The sequence below is a fragment of the Pontiella agarivorans genome (genome assembly GCF_034531395.1).
GTDB lineage: Bacteria > Verrucomicrobiota > Kiritimatiellia > Kiritimatiellales > Pontiellaceae > Pontiella > Pontiella agarivorans.
Genome location: NZ_JARVCO010000008.1, coordinates 46,520 through 68,059 on the forward strand (window position 1 = coordinate 46,520; position 21,540 = coordinate 68,059).

The following is a 21,540-nucleotide window of genomic DNA, read 5'->3' on the forward strand; positions in this document are numbered from 1 at the left end:
GGGGCGCAGAGCGTGTGCCCCTCCGTCAGATCATTTCGAGCAGTTGATTCAACGAGGTGATGACGGCGTCCGGTTTCAGGTTTTTGCAGCGGTCGTCTGTTTCACGCAGTCGTAATGAACGTTTGTCTCCGGCGAAAAGGACGGTTTTGCATCCGGCCTGTTGAGCGGTGTAGATGTCGTTGAGCATATCGTTGCCGACATAGACGGTTTCCGAAAGTTTTATGCCGTGGTTCTTTTCCAGAAATTTTCCAGCCTTTGGAAACAGGTCGGCGGAAGGTTTGGCTTTCAGCTCTTTATAGGACCAGATGCAGCATTCCGGATCAAAGCCGATTTCTTCAAGAGCGCGCTCGAAGAACGCGGAAAAAATTATGGGGGTGTAATACTGCGCATTTGAGACAATGCCCATCGGCAGTCCGCGTTCCTTTAACCCATTTAGTAATTCTTTACATCCAGGCATTGGAAAAACCGGATTCACCCGGCATTCGTATTCGATTCCGAGACGGCGGATCTGGTCGGCGGAAAATGCGTGTTTGCGCAGCGTTTCAGTTTTAGAAAGGTTTGCGATTATTTTGGTCCAGATTTTGGTGATTTCCACTTCCGGGAAATCGGCTCCGGCTTCATGTCCGGCTTTGTGCCATTCCTGAATCTCGGCTTTCATCATTTCTTTACCGATCACACCCGCCTGTTCCGCTTCTCCTTCGAAGCCGGAAACCACCAGCGCCTGAGTCAGTGCTTCCGCGGTATCGGTAGCGGTTGCTGTACCGACGTCGCCGGAACCTGAAATGATTAATGTGCCATAGACATCGAAGAGAACCGCTTTTACACCGTCGAGCTTTTCCAGTTGCGGTTTGGTTTCGGTAGGAATGGGCGACAGCGGCCCGCAGTTTTTGAGAATAATGTCTTCCAGTCTGTTCATGCCCTTATCTTTTTCCAATCCCTGGAAATTTCCAAGCTTTGGATGCGATAAAGGGCAGAACAGATTTCCTGAGAATGAAAATTTACCGCTTGGCCGGATTGAGCGGCGGCGGGAGCGGATCAACAAAACTGCGGTATTTTCGCATGAGGCGCTCCACTATTTCGGGTTTGGCTTTGGCGAGATCATGCTGTTCGCCGAGATCTTCGGTCAGATTGTAGAGCCAGTGTTTATCCTGCCAGACGAGCAGTTTATAGTCGCCCTGAACCACACAGCCGCTGTTATCGTGATACCAGTAGAGGGTTTCGTGCGGACGCCCTGTTTTCTCTCCCTTCAGAAAAGGCAGCAGATTGGTGCCGTCGAGGTGGGCGGAAGACGGAATATCGGCGTTACCGGCGGCGCAGAAAGTGGGATAGAGATCAAGGGTGCTGACGGCGTGATCATAAACCTGCCCCGCCGGCAGTTTACCGGGCCAGCGGATGAGGTAGGGAATGCGGTTTCCGCCTTCATAGTTCGAACCTTTATTGCCGCGAAGGGGACCAACGCTGCCGAGCAGCTCCTTCGGCCAGTTTTCCGGCCAGTCTACATTATAGGCAAATGTTGCACCGTTGTCGGATGCGAATGCGACAAGGGTGTTTTCAGTGAGCCCGAGTTCATCGAGTTTATCTAAAACTTTTCCGATATTTTCATCCATGGAAAGCAGCATGGCTCCGTACATTTTGGTGGCTTCGGTTTTCAGGTGCGCCACTTGCGGTTTCAGGCTGGTTTTAGCCTGCATCGGTGAATGCGGGGCGTTGAAAGCCAGATAGTAGAAAAACGGTTTGTCTTTATGCCGTTCGATAAAACCGACGGCATGATCGCCAAGCCGGTCGGTCAGGTAGATATCGCCTTCGCGTTCCGGGCCCCAGAGAATACGTTTGTGTCCGCCGCGGGCGACGGATTCATCGACTCCGGCATAATGCCCGTTTTCATCGGGGAAATACTGTCCGCCGAAATGCATAATCCATTTATATTCATCAAATGTGGTCTCGGGATAACCGGGGAGGTTGTATTTTCCCGACATACCGGTCACATAGCCGGCACGGCTCAGGGCCTGATTAATCAGCAGCTGTCCTTCGGGGATACGGTTGTTTTCCAATGTTTCTTCGACTCCGTTTTTCAGGTCATCCCAGGTATCCTGATTCCACTGGATTCCGAATTTCTGCTGATACATGCCGGTGAGCAGGCCGAAGCGGCTTGGACCACAGGCCGAGGCGCTGACGTACCCCTGTGTGAAGCGAACGCCTTCCTTTGCGATGCGGTCAATATTGGGGGTCGGAACCAGATTGTCGTAGCCATAGCATCTGGCATCGCCGTACCCCATATCATCGGCAAGAATCATGATGATATTAGGCTTTGATGCGTAAGCGGATATGATTGATGTGAATAGAACAAGAGCGATTCGTTTCATACTACCTCGGTGCGTTGTATTCTGTTTCGTAGATATTATTTTTTTCAAGAACTTTCAGGAGCATTTCCCGTTCTTCGCGATGCTGTTCGGAAACGCTGCCCCAGTCCTTAATTTCCGGAAAGCTGCAGTGATCTTCGGGCAGGACGGAGACATCCCACCATGTGCCGTAACCGTCGCGCAGCACCTTACGGCCGCGGGCCAGCTGTTTGTCTTTTTTATAGGAGTAGATCCAGTCGTGCGGTTCCGGAGCGTCGGCTGTCAGGTAGGGCCAGAGGCTTTTCCCGTCCAGTTCATAGTTTTCCGGGATTTTTACGCCCATGATATCCGCCAGCGTGGGGACCATATCAACCAGTGAAGCAAGCGCGTTGAGTTCTCCTTTTTTTGTTAAATTCGAGGCATGGATAATTAATGGTACATGCACCCCGCGCTGCTGATCGACCCTGGTTTTTCCAAATTTGTGTGAGCCGTTGTCGGCGGCAAAAATAAAAACGGTGTTTTCATAAATGCCGAGTGCTTTTGTTTTTTCGATGTAGCGCCACATGATGTAGTCGCAATAGTTGATGTGCCGATGCAGTCCGGGATCGGTGACGGTGCCGTGGGTATCATAAACCCCTTTGCTTCCGGTGATATCCGGTTCGGTCCGGTGATACCGTTTCCCGTCCCATTGAATAACCGGAGTGCCCGGCCATTTGTTGCCGGAATCGGGATTGAGCCAGTCAAAATCACCATGTCCGAGGTGGGTGGCATGATAGATGAGAAAGGGTTTCCCTGCTTTATGCTGTCGTTCCATGAAATCGAGACCGTAATCGGTTTCAATATCCGGTCCATAGGTGTTCAGGCTGAATGATGCCTGGGCTTCGGGCGTATTCGGCCACCATTCAAGTCCGGCTTTTTTACCTTTTTCATTAACCACAACCTGATGCGGGTTGAAACCATAACTACGGCGGGCGAGTGGATATCCGGGGGCGAGTTTTCCGGAGTCGAGATTTTTAACAGCCGGTTTCCCATCGACATTCACGATTGTTGTGCGAAAGCCGTATTTAAAGTTCCGGATATCCATTTCATCACCGGTTCCGATCATGCCTTCGGTAAAACCGAAACGCTGGAAATCCTCACCCTGTACCTGCATCTGGGTTTTTCCGGCCCAGACACTGGCATAACCGCCCATTAGCGCAATCTGTCCCATGCCGATCGGGGAGCTTTCGAAGAGATACCAGGTCCGTTCACCCTTCGGTGTACGGATTTTTCCTAAATCGCGGTTATCCCACCACTTGGTGCGTGTGGCGTAGCGGCCGGTCATCATCATGGCCCGGCTGGGCATGCAGACCGTGGCGCCCCAGACACTGTTGAGATAGCATCCTTCTGAGGCCAGCCGATCGAGCACCGGGGTGTGGGCGCGGTATTTCGGATCAGACGTATCGCCGCCTTTCGGTTTGGTCCAGACGGAGCTTTGATAGACGGGGAGCTCGCGCGGGCTGATGTCATCCGCAAAAAGAATGATCACATTGGGCCGTGTTTCGCTGAAGCAGGTTAAAATGCTAAGAAAAGTGAGAACCGCAGCGATGACCAGCGTCCAGTAGACCGAGTGTGAAGGGATCGGAAGATTCTGTTTGTGCTGTATTTTCATTATTCATACTCCGGTAGAATGGTAAGCAGTTTTTCTCTTTCCGCACGGTGGACCTCTAGGACGCTGCCCCAATCCTTAATTTCCGGGTAGCTGATATAATCTTCAGGTTCTGAAGAAACATCCCACCAGCGGTTATTGCCATCCCGCATCACGTGGTGTCCGCGAATAATCTGATTCCGTTCCTGATACGTGTACACCCAGTCGCGGTGAGTCTGTTTGTCACCGAAAAGAAAGGGGACCATGCTGACCCCGTCATAGACATAGTTCTCCGGAATTTCGAAACCGGTCAGTTCGGCAATGGTCGGCCAAAGGTCGACGATGCCGGCCATGACATCCTGCCGTCCGTGCTTGGTCATGCCGGGGGCATAGATAATCATCGGAACATGACATCCTTTCTGGCGATCCGGGCTGTTTTTCCCGTATCCGCCCGTTCCGTTATCGGCTGTAATGATGAAGACGGTGTTGTCTAAAATATCCATCTCTTCAAATTTTTCGAGATACCGGCTGATCTGAAAATCGATATAGTTGATGTGATTATGCATGCCCGGTTCCGTAACCGTTCCGTGCGCATCGTATCGGCCTTTGTCACCAGTGATCTTCGGATCGGTTCGGTGATAACGTTTCCCATTCCAGTGAATTTTCGGCGTGCCCGGCCAGCTGGAGTCGGCACTGTTGCCGAGAAAGTCGTACTGGTCGTGCCCCAGGTGCGAGGCATGGTAGATGAAGAACGGTTTCTTTTCGTTCATTCTCCGGTCGATGAAGTCAAAAATAAATTCCATTTCCAGATCGGGACCATATGTGCTGATTCCGAAATTTTCCTGTGATTCCGGTGTATTCGGCCACCAGACCAGTTTGCCCGGGGCCGACGGATCGTTCCAGAGGCGGACGTTGGGCTGCCAGTACCAGCTGTCCTGTGCATAGGTCTTTTTTTCAATGGGCTTCCCGGTATCCATATTGATCAGCACGCGTTTCCCGTTGATGGTTTTCGGATCAAGCTGGAAATCGCTGTATGGATTGGTCGGCTCGGCGAGCAGGCCGGGAGTGATCATGGCTTCATCGAATCCGTATTTTCCGTAATCACCTGAAAGATGAAATTTTCCTGCCCAGTAGGTGGCATAGCCCGCCTGAGCGGCCACATGGCTCAGCAGAATGGGCGTGCTGTCATAAATGTGATAGGCCTCGTTCCAACCGCCGGCGTTTTTCACCTTGCCGATGTCCCGATTGCTCCACCAGGTCTGGCGGTGGGCAAACCGTCCGGTCAGCAGCATAGCCCGGCTCGGTTTGCACAGGGTCGCCGCCCAGGCGGAGGTGATCCAGCAGCCTTTTTCGGCCAGTTGATCCATTACCGGGGTGCGGGCCCGGTATTCAGGATTGGACGTGTCGCCGCGTTCCGGCGGGCTCCACTGCGGGGTTCCATAGATTGGAAACTCCCGTGCACTGATGTCGTCTGCAAAATAGAGTACGATATTGGGCTTAACGGGGACTGCAGCGATGGCGGAGACCGCGGTGAAAAGAGAGATAAGCAACCCCTTATGCATTAATTGAATTCTCCGAAGGGATGGGGCATTTCGGCCAGATAGGTCGAAAGCTGTTTTTTCATTTCAGCCAAAATTTCGGCATAGGCCGGATCGTAGGCGAGGTTGTTCTGTTCAAACGGATCCTTTTCCAGGTCGTAAAGCTGATCAGCATCAAAATAAGCCGGATATTCCCGGTCACCATCCATGATGACGCCTTTGCTGACATTGTCGGGGGTGTTTTTCCGACCGTCCCAGGAAACGCGCCGGCGTCGTTTTTGTTCCAAAGCCTGGATGGCATCCTGTTTCATCGCTTCTTCAATTTCCGCCGGAGCGCGACAGGCAATGTATTTGAAGCGGTCGGTGACGATTCCGCGTGTATGCATAATTTCGAGATAGAGTGATTCCCGGGCGGTTGCGGATTCTCCGCTGAGCATTGGAGCAAAGCTTTGTCCGTCGAGGCCGACATCACCGGTGTTTTTGCTTTCAGAAAGGTCAAGAATGGTGCTTACGAGATCGACGTTAGAGCTGATGCCGGCCGCGCGCGTTCCTGCTTTTATTTTTTGGGGCCAGCGGATCACGGTGGGTACTCGGGCGGTTTCGCCGATGGTGTTTTTGCCGCGGCTCTGGTGGTCGGAAGTGAATACAAAAAGTGTCTCTTCCGACATGCCGAGTTCATCGAGTTTTTTTAATACGGTACCGAGCGCGTCATCAATGTGGGTTCCATAGGCATTCACCAGTGGCAGGCCGGCCTCTTCAACCCGCCGGACAACATCGGCATAGGAGGGCATACAACCGGGCACTTCGTCGAGCCAGCCGCCGGGCGAACCGTGAGGATCACGTTCGAACCAGAATGGCGCGTTGGGGTTGCGGGCCTGAGAGTCGTAATACTGCCGGTGCGGCAGAGGGAGGGCGATGTAGAGATAGAACGGTTTTTCGTTTTCTTTGGCTTTATCAAGAAAGTCCAATGCGCCCTGCATCACCCAGGGGAGGTTTTCGAGTCGGAGTTCTTTGGGAGCTTTAAGTGCGCCGACGTTGCCGATCTGGATACTGGCGGCAAAATCAAACCCCTGTTCTTTTTCCATGGTACGGCATTCAATACGCTGGGCTTCTTTCACTTTTTCATTCACGCCGGGATCAGAGAGTTTGGCGTTCCGGAGTTCCGCATTATACCTGCCCGCGCCATGCCCGTTGTGCCATTTGCCGACCATGCCGGTGAAGTAGCCGTTTTTTTGCAATACTTTCGGCAGCGTATTTTCTGTCGATGGCAATGTGGCACTCCAGTCGACCGATGCCGGTTTTCCGGGTTTATACTTTCTCTGGAAGCCGGTGGACCGGCTGGCATAGCGTCCGGTCAGCATCGAGTAGCGGCTTGGCGTACAGACCGGAGAGGTGATGTAAAACCGGTCCAGCACCACGCCGTCCCGGGCCAGCTGTTCAAGATGGGGCATTAACATTTCGGGATTTTCAAAATAGTCGATTTGGGGCTGATCAAATTTCGGGAAATTATCTTCGTAAAACCCCTGCTGTTTCATGCCGGTATGGCTGGGAAAGAAATCCAGATCATAGAGGCTGCGCGGCACCTCATCGAAATCGAGATCATCGGTATAAAAAATAACAATATTCGGGCGGGCCTGTGCCAAAGCACCGGCTGCGATAAGCAGGGTAAAAAGAAATGAGGTTGATTTTTTCATGGTCCTATTATCAGAGAGCGGCCTTTCCGGTGCTATGAGTCAATCTGCTGTATTTGTGTACATTTACGCCACACGGCTATTCTTTAGTTTATTCGGTGAATTACAGGAATATAACGCTATGGGACGATGCAAACCGGACGATCACTTTATCCCCCTTTCGGTGGAGGATTATGAAACTGAAAACGGGGAAGATGAGGCTATAATCGTTGTTATTTTTGGGTGCATGCTCTAAGGGTCTTCTATTGTGAAAAAATACAACATGACAGTTTGGACGGTTCTGCTTCTGGCGGTACTGCAGGTTTTCGGAGGTCCTTTAACGCGTATTCCCGATATTCGGGCGCTTGCTCCGGAGGCGGCTGCAGAGGCGAAAGTTGTCGACGTGGAGGCTCAGGTGGTCTGGGTGGATCCGGTGCGCAGCAGTTTTTTTCTGAATGACGGAGAGCAGGGCATCTATGTTTGCCGCCGAGTGAGGCCCTCTGGAAAAACGAATTTGAAACCGGGCGATACGGTGCGGGTTCGAGGCGTTACCGGTGCAGGAGGGTTTGCCGCCGAAATCATTGCGGAAAGCGTTCAGTTTCTGGAGCACCGCCCGCTTTCGAAAGGGCGTGCGCTGTGGCCGACTCATCTTAATTCGCCTGAAGTGGATTGTGACTGGTTCAATATGGCCGGCCGGCTGGTTTCCTATGAGGTGATTGAAGAGTCGTTTGTGATTATGGCGGAAATGATCCGCGATGAGCAGACGATGTATTTGCAGATTCCTGATACGCCGGAAAATCGCAAGCGCATGGATGCACTGATGTTCCAATGGGTGGAATTCAATGCGGTTGCCGGAACGGTGAATAACAGCAACCGCCAGATTGTGGGGCGGATTTTCCATGTTTCGTCGGCGTCGGATTTCAAGGTGTCCGGGATTTCGCTGAAAGAGGCGCTGAGTGAAGTGAAAGAAGCGGTGCCGATTCATGAGCTGATGCGGCAGGGCATGAGACTCCACAGCATTGTGAAAACCTATGGAACGGTCACGCATGTTGGAAATCGTGAGCTTTTTCTGAGGGGAGAACGGGCGGCGCTGTATGTTCAGATTCAGGATCCGGGGGGCGTTGTGGTCGGAGACCGGGTTGAAGTGGTGGGCTTGGTCAGTCCGCATCCGGTATCGCCGGCCATGCGGGCCCATTCGGTACGCGTTATCGGTCATGACGATCTGCCTGAACCCATCCGATTGGATTCTCTGTCGAATGTTACGGACCGTTATAATTTTGATTTAGTTCAAATGGACGCGAAACTGGTTGAAAGCGGAAGTTCGTTTCAATTGAGCAACGGTCAGGGAAATCCGAAAAAGCTGATCAAACTGCTTTGTCGATCCGGAAACCGTTTTTTTGAAGCGGATCTGCAGACGGGTGAAGGGCTTCCGGAATCGATCAAGGCGGGGGCGGTTTTGCGTTTGAGCGGGTTGTGTCATGTGAACCGCGAAACGCGGCGGGCGTGGAATCTGGATATTCAGGGGATTCGGCTTGAACTGCGCAGTGCTGCGGATGTGCAGCTGCTCACTGCGGCACCGTGGTGGACCGTACAGCGGCTGCTGTGGGTGGCGGGAATTATTCTTCTGATTGCGCTGATTTTTCTGATCTGGGTATTGCTGCTGCGTAAAACGGTGGAGCGGCAGACCGGGATCATTGGAGAAAAAATGGAACAGGAAGCGGTGCTGAATGAACGCCAGCGCATTGCGCGGGAACTGCACGATAATTTGGAACAGGGTCTTTCCGGGGCCATTTTCCGGTTGGGCGGAATACGGTTTATGCTGCAAACGAATATGCAGGAAAATCAGAAACGATTCGAGCTGGTTGACGCGGAGAGGACTCCGTTTGAACCGCTTCATACCGCGTGGCGTGAAGGTGCGGAGAAAATTCATGAAGATCTGGAAGCGGTTGAGCATATGCTGAGTTACTGTTCTGCAGAATCGCGGACCTCCATCCTGGATTTGCGCGGGGGATTGTTGGAATCCATGGATTTGGTTGATGCGGCTGATGTGATGATTAAGAATTTGAATGAACAATGGAACGCCGCTGCTGAACTGCACGTTGCCGGAGAGCCGCGGCGTTTTTCCCGGGAGGCGGAGCGCAATGTTCTGCTGGTGATCAAGGAAGCGGTTTCCAATGCCATACGGCATGCGAATGCAGACGGTATTGAAGTGATGCTGGATTATTCTGATGGGCTTACGGTGGAAATTCACGACGACGGTTGCGGGTTTGAGGTGGAAACGGCGGAACAAAGCGGACGGTTCGGGCTCCGGGGGATGCGTGAGCGGATGAGGAATACGGGCGGTATACTGGTCGTACACAGTCATCCCGGCGAAGGAACAACTGTTTCGACAACGTTGGAGATGAACAAATGAGCAGAAAGATCCGGATATTGATTGTGGATGATAATCAGATGATGCGGTTCGGGTTGAGCGGCAGTCTGGCGGCCATGCCCGATGTGACGGTGGTGGGCGAAGCGGCCAATGGGGAAGAAGCGCTGGCACTGGTGGAAGAGCAGCGCCCGGACATCGTCACGATGGATTATAAAATGCCGGGGGATAACGGCCTGACGGTGACGGAAAAGATTTTGGCGCGCTATCCGGATACCCGGGTCATTCTGCTGTCGGCTTTTGATTCGGAAGAGGATATCTGGAATGCCGTCCAGGTGGGGGTGAAGGGCTATCTGACTAAAACCGCCGGCAATGTGAACGAGTTGCTGGCCGCTGTGAAAGCCGTTGCGGATGGCGAACGGTATTTCCCGGAGATCATCGCTAACCGTTTAAAGGAGCGGCAGAAAGTTTCCGGCCTGAGTGCCCGTGAGGTGGAGGTGCTCAAATTGCTGGCCGCGGGAAAATCAAATCAGGAAATCGCGGATACGCTCGGTATTGCTCTGGAAACGACCAAATCGCATCTGCTGAATCTGCGCTCCAAACTGGGGGCGGCGGATCGCACGCAGGCGGTAGTGTTGGCGTATGAAAAAGGAATACTGCATCTGAATGAATAGGGCTATCCCTCAAAAGGTGGATATCTTTATTCGGGGAAAAAATGCAAGCGTATCGTTATATGGTCAATCAGTATGTGGTTGGGCGGGGCATCGGGTCCTGTCAGGAGAAACAGTGGAGAGAGCGATGAAAAAAACAGTTTTAACCTTATGTGCTTCCTTGGGGTGGTCTGCAATGCTATCGGCCGCAGCGGAAAAACCGCTGGCCAATTGGAGGTTTGATGATGGGGTCGGCAATACGGTGGCCGATTCTTCGGGCCATGGAAATTCGGGAAAAATCGGTGAAATCAAATGGGTGATGGGGGCCGTGAATTCGGCCGGTCAGCTGGGCTATCAGGCGGGGGTGCAGATTGCCCACGATCCCAGTCTGCTTCCTGATAAGAGCTTTTCGGTACAGGCCTGGATTAAACCGTGGGCGCCGAAATATGATCAGCACCCGAATATTGTCCGCAAAAACGGGTCCTATGTGTTCAAGCTTGCGCCAAGCAAATCGCTCGCTTTGGTGCTTTGGCTGAACGGTGAAAAGAAAACCTTTGAATCGAAACATAAAGAATGGCCGAACGGAAAATGGCAGCATGTGGCCGCGACGTATGACGGGAAGAAGGTTTGTCTCTATGTAAACGGAGGCCTTGATTCCACGTTTCCAGCCTCTGGAATAATTTCGGGCAGTGCATCAGACTGTTTTATCGGCGCCCAGAATAAGCAGTTCTTTTTTAATGGGACGCTTGATGAAGTCCGGTTGGACGGGGTTGCGCTGAGTTCGCGTGATATTGCTGAGTCGAGCTATAAGGGACGGCTGGAAATGGCGCGTCGCGATAACCGGTTTACGGATTTTTATGAAAAAATTCAGAAGCGCAGCGGCGAAACGCAGGTGCCGGGGACGCTCTGGATTGATGCCGAGGATTTTTCGGATTACGGCGGCTGGTGGATGGATACCCAGTTTGTGCCGCAAATGGGATCGCCGTTTCTGATGGCGGCCGGCATTGGTACACCGGTTGAAAATGCAAAGACCACGATTAAGGTTCCGGAGTCTGGAACGTACCGGCTGTGGGTGCGAAATAAGAACTGGTATGGCAACCGCTATGCACCGGGTCAATTTGCGGTTTCCATTAACGGTAAAAAATCCGAAACCACCTTCGGTACCCGCGAACAGCGTGCATGGGTCTGGCAGGATGGCGGAACGTTTGAACTGAAAAAGGGTGAAACAGCCCTCGAGCTGGAGGACTTGACCGGCTGGTACGGCCGCTGCGATGCTCTGCTGCTGACGAAGGATCTGGAATTCTATCCGAAACAGGAGCAGAAGGACTATCTGCCCATGCGCGAAAAATTTGTCGGCACGATTCCGGTCAAAGACGCGGGACACTTTGATTTTATTGTCGTCGGCGGCGGTGTTGCCGGATGCAATGCGGCCATTGCGGCGGCGCGCGGCGGCGCAAAAGTGGCCCTGATTCAGGATCGTCCGATGGTGGGCGGAAACAACAGTGCGGAAATGGGCGTGCCGGTTTCCGGCGGTTCGAGTCTTGGAAAAGGGCGTGAAACCGGATTGAACGAAGAGATCGGCCGGATTCATTCCTACAATTTTCTGAGCAAGTGGGCCACCGGGGCTGAGCGGGTGATTGCTGATGAACCGAATATTACGCTGTTCCTCAATGAGCATGTTTTTGAAGCCGAAACGGACAAGGACAACCATATCAAGGCGGTGAAATCGTTTGATATGATCGACGGGCAGCATACCCGCTATACCGCCGATCTGTTTGCCGACTGCACGGGTGACGGCTGGCTGGGCTATTATGCCGGAGCGGACTGGATGCTCGGGCGTGAATCGAAAGAACAGTTCGGCGAAATGAATGCCAAGGATATTGCCGACAATGTCACCATGAGCGGATCACTGATGCAAAATTCGATTCTGGGTTATCAGGCCATTGATACCGGTAAACCATATACGTTTGAAGGGGAAGACTGGTTCTACGATCTTCGGATGAATGAAGAGGGTTATGTGAACCAGCGTCCGCGGTATGAAAGCGGAATCCGTGCCGGAAACTGGTGGACGGAAAATCATGGTCGCAACGATGATCTGTGGGATCCGGAATGGACGCGGGATGATCTGATTCTGGTCAGTCTCTCCTATTACCACTGGATCAAGAATTATTCGCCGCTGGCTGAAAAAGCGAAAAACTATCAGCTGCGGTATATTCCCGTCACCAACGCGAAGCGTGAAACGCGCCGTCTGGTGGGGGATGTGATTGTGACGGAACACGATATACTCAACCGTAAAGTGTTCCCGGACCGTGTGGGTTATTTTGTCTGGAAGCTGGATGTGCATCATCCGCTGGGCATCTTTTCGCCGGGCAGCCCGTATGACTATGAAAACAACATCTCTCCGGCAAGTATTCCGATGCGGATGCTCTATTCCAAAGATGTGCCGAATCTGTTTATGGCCGGGCGCCATGTTTCGGTCACACACGTTGCACTGGGTTCCGCACGGGTTCAGGGTACGACCGGTATGATGGGGCAGGCGGTCGGCGCGGCGGCGGCGATGTGTCTGAATTATGAGACCACCCCGCGGGGCATTGTGCAAAATCATATGTCGGAACTGCAGCAGCAATTGTTGAAGGATGATGTGACCATTCCGCATCTGCGCAATGAAGATCCGGATGACCTGGCGCTGATGGCCAATGTGAAGGCGTCCAGTCATAAGTCATTGGAAGACGGCGTGCAGAATGTGATCAACGGCCTGACCCGTCCGATGGATGAGAATATGGAAATGTGGATCGGAAAAGTGCCGAACAATATGTGGATTTCCGATCCGAAACAGGCTATGCCGCAGTGGGTGGAACTTGATTTCGGGGGAAAAAAGAAGGTGAACTCGGTTTATCTTACGTTTGATACCAACCTGAAGGTTAAACGGTACACCAGCTGGGAGCAGAAACCGGAAGAACGCATGCCGCCGGAATGTGTACGTGATTACCAGGTGCAGGTGCAGAAAAACGGAAAATGGGAAACGGTGGCGGATGTGACGAACAATTATCAGCGCCGGCGAGTGCATCATTTCCAAACATTGGAAACGTCCAAAGTACGGATTCTGATCACGGCAACCAACGGCGATCATTCAGCACGTATTTATGAAATCCGTGCGTATAACGAATAGTTCTGTTTTCGTATAAGTCGGATAGAACCGATGCCCCTCGCTGTTTCCATGCAAGCGCGGGGCTTTTTTATTTCCTGATTTTTTCTACCTAATCTCGAACCCGGCCTGAAATGAATGAAAGTGAATGCCGCAAAAGCGAAGCGAATGATGACTGAACAAGAAAAGATTGAATATCTGCTGAAAGCGGTCGGTTACGGTTATGCGCGGGCAGTGCGCTGTGGCTATGGACAATGGCGGATATTGAAATGCTGACCAAAGACCATGCCGGTTTTTATGAATATAGAATGGTTATCTTGACAGGTGTTGATAAAGCGATTAACTCTTCTGTAGAGGGGTTTCGATGAAAAGAAATGTTATGATGAACCGCGGTGTGGCTAAAGGGGCTCCGAGTGGATTGCTAATCAGCGTGCTGGTCCATGCCGCCGCCTTTCTGCTGGCTGGAATGTTCGTTGTGTTTACCGTGGTCAACAAATCGGAAAAAAAGTTTGTTCCTCCGAAGCCGATCGATCGCCCTAAAATGAAGCTCAGGAAGCCGAAGGTGAAGATTAAGAAGAGCGCTATGCCGAAGTCGACGACCCGCATCGTCACTAAGGTCAAACGTGCGAGTATGCCTGATATCCAGTTGCCGGAGATGAGCGGAACCATGGGGAATATCGACGGTAGTATCGGCGGATTTGAAATTATGCCTGATCTCGCCGAAATCTCAACATTTGGCAGCAGTCAAACGATCGGAAATGATTTCGTCGGGACGTTCTATGATACCAAACGTGATCGCCGCGGAAAGGATTTGCCGGAGAAAAGCCGTGAAGCGTTTATCGGCATTCTGGAGCAGTTCCTTAAGAAGGGGTTCAGAAAGTCTCTTTTAAGTCCATATTACAAATCCCCTAAGAAGCTCTATACAACTACATTTGCGATGCCGCCTGATTTGTCGCTCATGGCGCCTCAGGCCTTTGGTGAAGATGATACGGTCGGATATTTCTGGCTTGCGCATTACGAAGGAAAACTTGTTTATCCGGAGGATATCACCTTTCGTTTCTGGGGGGCCGGGGATGATGTTCTTGCGGTCAGGGTGGATGGTGAATATGTCCTGCTCTCTGTGGCCTGGTCGAATAACGGTGCAGATGCATTGAAGAATATCTGGCGATCCAGATCGGCGGATTCCGGCAAGTATCCTTTGGGGAATAAAGGAGCTGTTGTGGGAGACTGGATCACCTTGAAAGCTGGTGAGCCATTGGACATGGAGGTTGTTATTGCTGAAATTCCTGGCGGTAATTTTCAGGCGTTACTCTGTGTCGAGGTGCAGGGGGTGGACTATCCGCGTAATCCTTTCAGAAATGGTCCAACGCTGCCCATTTTCAAAACGGAAGAACCAACACTGGATTTGATGGAGGCTATTCATGCCTCCACTCATGAAGGAGATCTAAGCGTTACGAACGGGCCGATATTCCGCGATTATATATCCGCGCCGAGAAAAATAACCATCCCCGAGATTGTATCAGGTTCCGTTGAGCCGGAGGAACCGCCGAAACAAGATCAGTTACGCACTTGGACCGTTGATGGAGGAGCGCCGATTGAGGCTGAACTGGTTATGGGCATAGGCGATCTGGTCGTGTTAAAGACCCGGAAGGGCAAGCAGGTTAAAGTTGAAAAAGAAAAGTTTAGCGGGGAAGATCTGCACTATATCTCCTTAGCCTCGCTCCCCGAATTTACAATAGATTTTAAAACAAACCGCCGGCAGGTCCCATCACCGGAACAGCCGCCCAATACCTGGGTACGGCCTATCACCATTTTTGAATATGAGTTTGGTGCAAAGATCAGCCAAAGGAGTTCCCGAGACTATCCGTATGAACTTACCGTCGAATTATTTGCGATTGGTGATGAGGTGGATGGGGATAACTATGTGCTGTTGGATCGTCAGGAACAGACCTTCAGGCTTGCAGCGGAAAATAAAAAAAACTTTTTGTTCAAAGGAGATAAAGTCCGAACGATAAAGAAAGCCATTCTTCCGGACACGCCCCTGCATGGGGTTAACTACAGCGGGTATCTCGTCACGATTACTGATGAACTAGGACGCATCATTCAGTATACAGCGACACGTGAGTTTCTGTTTGAAAACCTTGATGCCCTGAAACAGATTCCCATCGGAAAGCACTTTGACAAAAACTGCAACTATGCCAGCCCGCCACGTTTCACGTTCCGAGATCGGGAAAGTAGTTGGTAGACGCATAGTCATTTCCTGATTGAGAGACCTGTTGATCAGAATACGCATTTTTGGCGTTGCCTTACCGAAGGTATTCCGGCGTAAAAAACGGAGTTTTCAGGATGCTGTTATTCTCTGTTGCTGCGTTGGTCTCTTTCCGGAACGGTTTTGATGGATGGCGCAAATATGAATATTGTTTGCGTAAAACGCTGTATATATTCAGGAAGCAACCCATTCTACTCATTCTGTGAAAAAGTGCAGAATTTATAAAGCAAGAGTGGGTATCGTTCTGCTCTGGAGCTTCCTGCTGTTGTTGGGTGCAACGGTATTCGGACAGGTACCCATTACTTCGATTCAGCAGATTCGCCGCCTATCTGCAAAACAGGCTGGACAGGGCTACCCGGTTCAGATCGAAGCACAGGTGCTGCGGGTAAATCCTTATAAAAACCATTTTTTTATGCATGACGGAGAAGTCGGTATTTTTGTCCGTGGAATAACGAATGACTCCTCTGTTGTAAAATCTTTGAAAGCGGGCGATGAGGTGCTTGTCGGAGGCAAAACTACGGCGGGCACGTTTGTGCCGGATATTCAAGCTGCGTTTATACGGGTGCAGGGCAACCGGCCGCGGCCGGAGCCGATGCAGATTTATAATACTGATTTTGTGAGTCCGGCCAGCGACTGCAAGTGGGGCTGGATTCGGGGACGCCTGCTTTCCATGAAGGTTTCAGCAGATCAAACGGGTATTTTACTCGAATTGATTGATGTCGACAGCGAAGAGTATGTGGTGCATCTGCCGTATTCTGAATCCAATGAGCAGCGGATCCGGGAGCTGATGTTCAGCTTTGTGAAGTTAAGTGCGGTCTGTGGAACCGTGGCCAATGAAAACCGGCAGATGATCGGTCGTATTTTTTATGCCCATTCCGCGGATGATTTTCTGCTGTCCGGAGAAGAGTGGTTGCTGAATACGGTTGATACGGGTGATATTCATGAACTGATGAGGCATAATGTTTCGTTCAACCGTCCTTTCCGAACACACGGTATTGTACTGTATTCCCGCGGAAAAGAGATGGTTCTTCGAGGAGAACGGGCTTGTCTGAAAGTGGCGCTGAATGATCCGGTTGACGTCCAGCCCGGCGCTGAAGTTTCATTAACCGGGTTCATTTGGTTGCAACCGGTCGGCCCCGCTTTCCGGGCCGGTGAGATTGAAATGATCGGCAAAGCAGAGCGTCCGGTTCCTGTGGTGCTCGATCTGCTGAACCCGCTTGACCCGCTGATGAATTATAATCTGATTCAGGTGGATGCTGAACTGGTTGAAATCAAGAAAGATTATGCCGATGGCGGCTCTGTTCCGCAGTATACCATGCGCTGCCGCTCGGCCGGTGAATTTTTTGAAGCGCGCCTGCCGGCGGGGATACAGCCGGAAGGCCGGGTTGAGCCGGGAGCCATGCTACGTCTTTCCGGTATATGTACTATGCAGCGGGATGATACGGAATTCCAGAATCTGGTGATCTCCGGCTTTTGGCTTCAGCTGCGCGGAACAGAGGATATTGAAGTGCTGAGTCCGCCACCCTGGTGGACAAAAGCCCGCCTGCTTATGCTGCTCGGCGTTGTGATGATTGTGACCATGATCTCCATGGTCTGGATTGTGATCCTGCGGAAAACCGTGGAACGTCAGACTCGTATTATCGCCGAAAAAGTGGAACGCGAATCGATCCATGAAGAGCGCCAGCGGATTGCCCGGGAACTGCACGATAATCTGGAACAGGGCCTGGCCGGGGCGATTTTTCATCTGGGAGGGGTTCGGCGTATTTTCCGGAAGAGTGCTGAAAGGAATTTCCGGCATCTGGACGATCTGATCACGGCAGGAAATATTGAGGGGGTCGGTACTTTTTCCAGAGAGTGGAAAACGGAAACGGATCAGAACGCGGAGGCTCTTGAGGCCGTCGAGCATATGCTCTCGCACTGTTCGGAGGAATCGAGAACGTCGATTCTCGATCTGCGCGGTGGTCTGCTTGAAAAAATGGATCTGGCTGAAGCGGTCCGGGTCAGTTTACAGACTCTGGAAAAAGAGCGGGGGGTAAACGTGGACATCAGGATTGATGGAAAGCCCCGCCGGTTTGCGCCGGCGGTGGAGCGGAATGTTCTGCTGGTCATCAAAGAGGCGGTATCCAATGCGGTACGCCATGCATCGGCAGAGCGGATTGGCGTAAAACTTGATTTTTCGGCGGGCCTGAAGGCGGTGGTTATCGATGACGGATGCGGGTTTGATTTAAAAGAGCGGGCACAAGCCGGGCGTTTTGGACTGCAGGGTATGCAGGAGCGGATGCAGAACATAAAAGGTTCGTTAGATATTGAAAGTGAAAAAGACGAAGGCACCGTGGTGACTGCGGAAGTGGCGGCGGTTTGATGAGGGCGGATGATATGGATCAAAGTATTCGAATTCTGATTGTTGATGATAATCCCATGATGCGTTTCGGGCTACGGGGCAGTCTCAGTTCCGAGGAGGAATTCAAAGTGATCGGCGAGGCGGCAAGCGGGGAAGAGGCTTTGGCCTTTGTCCGGGAACATCGGCCGGATGTGGTTACGATGGATTATAAAATGCCCGGAGGAAATGGGATCAAGGCCACGACAGCAATTTTAAAGGATGTTCCGGAAACAAAAATCATTCTTCTTTCAGTTTTTGATTCAGAGGAGGATATCTGGAAAGCGGTTCGGGCCGGGGTTCGCGGATATCTGACAAAAACCGCCGGTGATGTGGATGAGCTGATTGATGCGGTTAAAACGGTGGCATCCGGCAGGGAATTCTATCCGGAAATCATAGCGAAGAAGCTGAGAGAGCGGCGCAAAATGTCGGATCTCAGTCCGCGTGAGATAGAAGTGCTTAAGCTGCTGGCAGAGGGGCATTCCAATAAGGAAATGGCCGTTATGCTGGGGATTGCCGATGAAACGGTAAAAGCTCACCTTGTAAATCTGCGCTCCAAGCTTGGGGCTGCTGACCGAACTCAGGCCGTCGTAATCGCTTACGAAAAAGGAATTCTTCATTTAAACGAATAATTCAGACGCTCCATCCCCCAAATAGGGAATGTTTTTTGAGCCCTTGCGTTTCCATTGTGAATGATACAAATGGCGTATCGAATGGGAACATTAACAGCAAAGGGAGAATCAGAATGAGCGGGAGGATGTATTTCACATGCGGTGCGGTTGCACTGACTCTGTGCGTTTGTGCGGATGTTTCAGTCATTACCGCGGTCGGGCCGGTGGAAGGGTGGTGGGCCGGCGGATCAAACAGCAGTAATAAAACGATGAATGTTTTATCCACTCTTACGGATCAATCAGGGTCATATTCCGGGTTTACCGGCATTGATCATGTTGTGTCAGCGAATGACAGTGTTGTTTACGGAAGTATCGCCACAGAGAATCCGGTGACGGGTGTGGAGGCCTTAACCGATAACCGGCTGGATACCGGAATTATGGGCGCTGCAGCCAATGTGGAATACGGGCTGGGAGAGTCCGTTTCTTCAAACCATGTACTTGCACTGATCTGGAATGCAACCTCTACAACAGACGGAACGACCAGCAGGTGGTATGACCAGCCCGGTTCCATTGAGGCATTCAGCAACACCGGAATACAGGTGGGCGGTCCGGTTAATCTTACAGACGTGGGAGGCAGTCATTTTGGTACTGCTAACCTGACCGGGGCATCTGAACTCAACAAAAGAGGCCTTTTCGGTGTGACGGTTGATATGGCTGATTTTGGCGGTACGACAGCTGATATTGCTTATGTGCGCATGACCGGAACACCCGATATGGATGATGTTGATATGATGTATGTGGGAACTGCAGCTGTGCCGGAACCGGCAACTCTGGGGCTGGTGGCCCTGTTCGGCGGAGCGGTACTTTGCATACGCCGCATATTCATGGTCTGAACAGAAAATTACAGGAGGAAGAGAGATGAAGAAAATCATATTTGTTATGGCGGCAGGTTTGGCTGCCGTATCTGCGCAGGCCGGCGACCTGCTGGATTATCTGGATAAAGTAGGCACTCCGTCGGATGGCGGGAGCGGCCCGGCTATCTGGTATAAAACGGCCCGCACACCGAATGACGGCTCTGCAGGAGCGCAGTATACGCTCACCTGGGGGCAGCCGATGACCCGGCTTTCAACCGATTTCTGGGGGAATGCCGATTCGGCCTTCGGGCTTGAAGCCGGTGCTTCCGGCGGAGCTAATATTGCGGATGCATCGGGCCTTTTTGCTTCGGGCGATACCGGAACGGTGTGTCTGCTTTTCCGTACACCAACAGCAATTGAACCAACAACGACGTACAGTGTGTTTAATCAGGGAGTGTGGGGCGACGGCGAGCCGTTTGAAATACGTATTCATAACAGCAACCTGCAGGGCAGCACGACGGAAACCGACGGTGCCCGGCCGACCTGGGATATGATCAGCGGTCTGAAAGGCGGAACCTGGTATTATGTGGCGTATGCCTGGGATCTGACGCTGGGAAATGAATCTCTGACCTGGTACGCCGGCGAACTGGGGGTCAGTCTGAATCAGGGAACACGGACCATTATTTCGGCCGGCATGAATACCAAGGCGGTATTCGTGGCGGGCCGTTCGTCAGGAAGTTCTTTGGATGACGGGGCTGTACAGAGTTTTGCTGTTTATGAACGTATGTTGTCGGAGCAGGCGATTCAGGATCAGTTCGCGGCAACCCTTTCCGATTCCGCGCAACGCCTGACGGATTATTCTGAAGTGATTGCCACCCCGGCAGATGGAGGTACCGGACCGGAGCTTTGGTATAAAACCGCCAATCAGCCCAATCTGGGGTCGGCAGACAGTTCCTATGTCCTGACCTGGGGCGGAAAAATGACGAATACGACGGCGGATGTATGGGGCAATGCAGATGCCGCTTTCGGTCTTGATTATACGGTTGCAACCAATGAAGGGAAACACTATGCCAGTGTGGCTTCCTCATCGGGATTGTTTTGTACCGGCGATACTGGAACGGTGACGTTTATGTTTAAGACCGGGGCAACGAATGATCTGAGCGGATTTGGTTCTTTATTTAATCAGGGGGTCTGGGCTGACGGACAGCACCTTGAGGTTGGTATTGAAGAAGGGGAGCTTCGTATCACTCATTTTGACAGTGCATGGACCAATGATGCCGGACGCCGCAAGACCTATTGCGGTGATATGCTGGAAGAGAACACCTGGTACTATTTCGGTATGACCTGGGATCTTGGGCAAAGTACCAATCAACTGCATTGGTTCAAAGGGAAAGCCGGTGAATTTGAGCTCGAAACGGGGCAGTCGGTCATGACCGCAGCGGGAAATCCGAATAAATCCATCCTGTTTGCCGGCCGAAATAATAACCGTGCGTTCCGGAACGGATTCTATCAGAACATTGCGATTAATGAGCGGGCTCTTTCGGAAGCTTCCATGCAGGCGATGTTTGATGCAATTCCCGAACCAGCTCCGCCGGGATACGATGGATTTAAGGAATTCTTCGGGATGCTGGGTGAACCGAATTCAGGACCGAATGACGACTATGATTCCGATGGACTGAACAATCTTTATGAGTTTGCTCTGGGCGGTCATCCCGCCAATGGAACAATAGATCCGGCTATGCTGCCGACGATGACGTTAGCGGGAGATTCCGTTGCCTATACCAACATGATGCTGACTGCCGGGGATGCGGGAATCAGCTATTGGGTTGAGCAGTGTGATGATCTGATTACCGGAACCTGGACCAATGCGGGCTGGAGTTCGGTTTCCACCAATCTGACGGCTGATCCTGATTTCAATGCTATGATGCATGAAGTGGACGGAAGCGAAAAAGAGCGGGTTTTCATTCGTCTGAGAATTACACAGCCATAAAGTTTCATCTCAGGTTCTCTGGTTGGAGAACGGGGTGCCCTGGTAACAGGGTGCCCTTTTTGTAAATAAAGAAAAACGTAAGCATATGCGAAGTTTCCAGAT

The 21,540-nt window shown here is 51.8% G+C and carries 13 protein-coding genes; 8 read left to right on the forward strand and 5 right to left on the reverse strand.

Annotated elements, in window-relative coordinates; translation table 11 throughout:
* Nucleotides 1-25: 25 nt before the first annotated feature.
* The 5 genes from P9H32_RS07260 to P9H32_RS07280 all read right to left on the reverse strand — a co-directional run bounded on the left by P9H32_RS07260 (nt 26) and on the right by P9H32_RS07280 (nt 7,198).
* Complete coding sequence (locus P9H32_RS07260) at nt 26-916, reverse strand: HAD family hydrolase (protein WP_322608229.1); 891 nt, start codon at nt 914-916, stop codon at nt 26-28.
* Nucleotides 917-998: 82 nt separating this feature from the next.
* Nucleotides 999-2,294: a sulfatase-like hydrolase/transferase gene (locus tag P9H32_RS07265; RefSeq protein ID WP_322608230.1), complete on the reverse strand. Its 1,296-nt coding sequence runs from the start codon at nt 2,292-2,294 to the stop codon at nt 999-1,001.
* 70 nt (nt 2,295-2,364) lie between these two features.
* Nucleotides 2,365-3,990: a sulfatase-like hydrolase/transferase gene (locus P9H32_RS07270; protein WP_322608231.1), complete on the reverse strand. Its 1,626-nt coding sequence runs from the start codon at nt 3,988-3,990 to the stop codon at nt 2,365-2,367.
* Nucleotides 3,990-5,528: a sulfatase-like hydrolase/transferase gene (locus P9H32_RS07275; RefSeq protein ID WP_322608232.1), complete on the reverse strand. Its 1,539-nt coding sequence runs from the start codon at nt 5,526-5,528 to the stop codon at nt 3,990-3,992. Before P9H32_RS07275 ends, P9H32_RS07270 begins: the two co-directional genes overlap by 1 nt.
* On the reverse strand, nt 5,528-7,198 hold the full coding sequence (locus tag P9H32_RS07280; RefSeq protein WP_322608233.1) for a sulfatase family protein: 1,671 nt from the start codon (nt 7,196-7,198) through the stop codon (nt 5,528-5,530). The genes P9H32_RS07275 and P9H32_RS07280 overlap by 1 nt, the downstream gene beginning before the upstream one ends.
* Nucleotides 7,199-7,457: 259 nt before the next feature.
* Between P9H32_RS07280 and P9H32_RS07285 the strand changes: the two genes are divergently transcribed.
* The 8 genes from P9H32_RS07285 (at nt 7,458) to P9H32_RS07320 (ending at nt 21,438) form a co-directional block, all read left to right on the forward strand.
* A complete protein-coding gene (locus tag P9H32_RS07285; RefSeq protein WP_322608234.1) occupies nt 7,458-9,587 on the forward strand; it encodes a sensor histidine kinase in 2,130 nt (709 codons plus the stop codon).
* Nucleotides 9,584-10,216 (forward strand): response regulator transcription factor, encoded by a 633-nt coding sequence (locus tag P9H32_RS07290; RefSeq protein WP_322608235.1) that lies wholly within the window; start codon nt 9,584-9,586, stop codon nt 10,214-10,216. Before P9H32_RS07285 ends, P9H32_RS07290 begins: the two co-directional genes overlap by 4 nt.
* A gap of 124 nt (nt 10,217-10,340) precedes the next feature.
* Nucleotides 10,341-13,361, forward strand: a complete 3,021-nt coding sequence (locus P9H32_RS07295) for an FAD-dependent oxidoreductase (RefSeq protein ID WP_322608236.1) — start codon at nt 10,341-10,343, stop codon at nt 13,359-13,361.
* A gap of 340 nt (nt 13,362-13,701) precedes the next feature.
* Entirely contained in the window at nt 13,702-15,582 is a 1,881-nt protein-coding gene (locus P9H32_RS07300; protein WP_322608237.1) for a hypothetical protein, read from the forward strand.
* 256 nt (nt 15,583-15,838) lie between these two features.
* Nucleotides 15,839-17,968: a sensor histidine kinase gene (locus P9H32_RS07305; protein WP_322608238.1), complete on the forward strand. Its 2,130-nt coding sequence runs from the start codon at nt 15,839-15,841 to the stop codon at nt 17,966-17,968.
* Nucleotides 17,969-17,982: 14 nt separating this feature from the next.
* Entirely contained in the window at nt 17,983-18,615 is a 633-nt protein-coding gene (locus P9H32_RS07310; protein ID WP_322608239.1) for a response regulator transcription factor, read from the forward strand.
* 113 nt (nt 18,616-18,728) lie between these two features.
* Nucleotides 18,729-19,487, forward strand: coding sequence for a PEP-CTERM sorting domain-containing protein (locus P9H32_RS07315; protein ID WP_322608240.1), 759 nt, complete (start codon nt 18,729-18,731; stop codon nt 19,485-19,487).
* A gap of 25 nt (nt 19,488-19,512) precedes the next feature.
* Nucleotides 19,513-21,438: a hypothetical protein gene (locus tag P9H32_RS07320; protein WP_322608241.1), complete on the forward strand. Its 1,926-nt coding sequence runs from the start codon at nt 19,513-19,515 to the stop codon at nt 21,436-21,438.
* Nucleotides 21,439-21,540: the final 102 nt, after the last annotated feature.

Bases quoted from the DNA above. Each gene is read 5' to 3' on its own strand.
- P9H32_RS07260 (WP_322608229.1), bottom strand. From the start codon at position 916: ATGAACAGACTGGAAGACATTATTCTCAAAAACTGCGGGCCGCTGTCG.
- P9H32_RS07265 (WP_322608230.1), bottom strand. From the start codon at position 2,294: ATGATTCTTGCCGATGATATGGGGTACGGCGATGCCAGATGCTATGGC.
- P9H32_RS07270 (WP_322608231.1), bottom strand. From the start codon at position 3,990: ATGAAAATACAGCACAAACAGAATCTTCCGATCCCTTCACACTCGGTC.
- P9H32_RS07275 (WP_322608232.1), bottom strand. From the start codon at position 5,528: ATGCATAAGGGGTTGCTTATCTCTCTTTTCACCGCGGTCTCCGCCATC.
- P9H32_RS07280 (WP_322608233.1), bottom strand. From the start codon at position 7,198: ATGAAAAAATCAACCTCATTTCTTTTTACCCTGCTTATCGCAGCCGGT.
- P9H32_RS07285 (WP_322608234.1), top strand. From the start codon at position 7,458: ATGACAGTTTGGACGGTTCTGCTTCTGGCGGTACTGCAGGTTTTCGGA.
- P9H32_RS07290 (WP_322608235.1), top strand. From the start codon at position 9,584: ATGAGCAGAAAGATCCGGATATTGATTGTGGATGATAATCAGATGATG.
- P9H32_RS07295 (WP_322608236.1), top strand. From the start codon at position 10,341: ATGAAAAAAACAGTTTTAACCTTATGTGCTTCCTTGGGGTGGTCTGCA.
- P9H32_RS07300 (WP_322608237.1), top strand. From the start codon at position 13,702: ATGAAAAGAAATGTTATGATGAACCGCGGTGTGGCTAAAGGGGCTCCG.
- P9H32_RS07310 (WP_322608239.1), top strand. From the start codon at position 17,983: ATGGATCAAAGTATTCGAATTCTGATTGTTGATGATAATCCCATGATG.
- P9H32_RS07315 (WP_322608240.1), top strand. From the start codon at position 18,729: ATGAGCGGGAGGATGTATTTCACATGCGGTGCGGTTGCACTGACTCTG.
- P9H32_RS07320 (WP_322608241.1), top strand. From the start codon at position 19,513: ATGAAGAAAATCATATTTGTTATGGCGGCAGGTTTGGCTGCCGTATCT.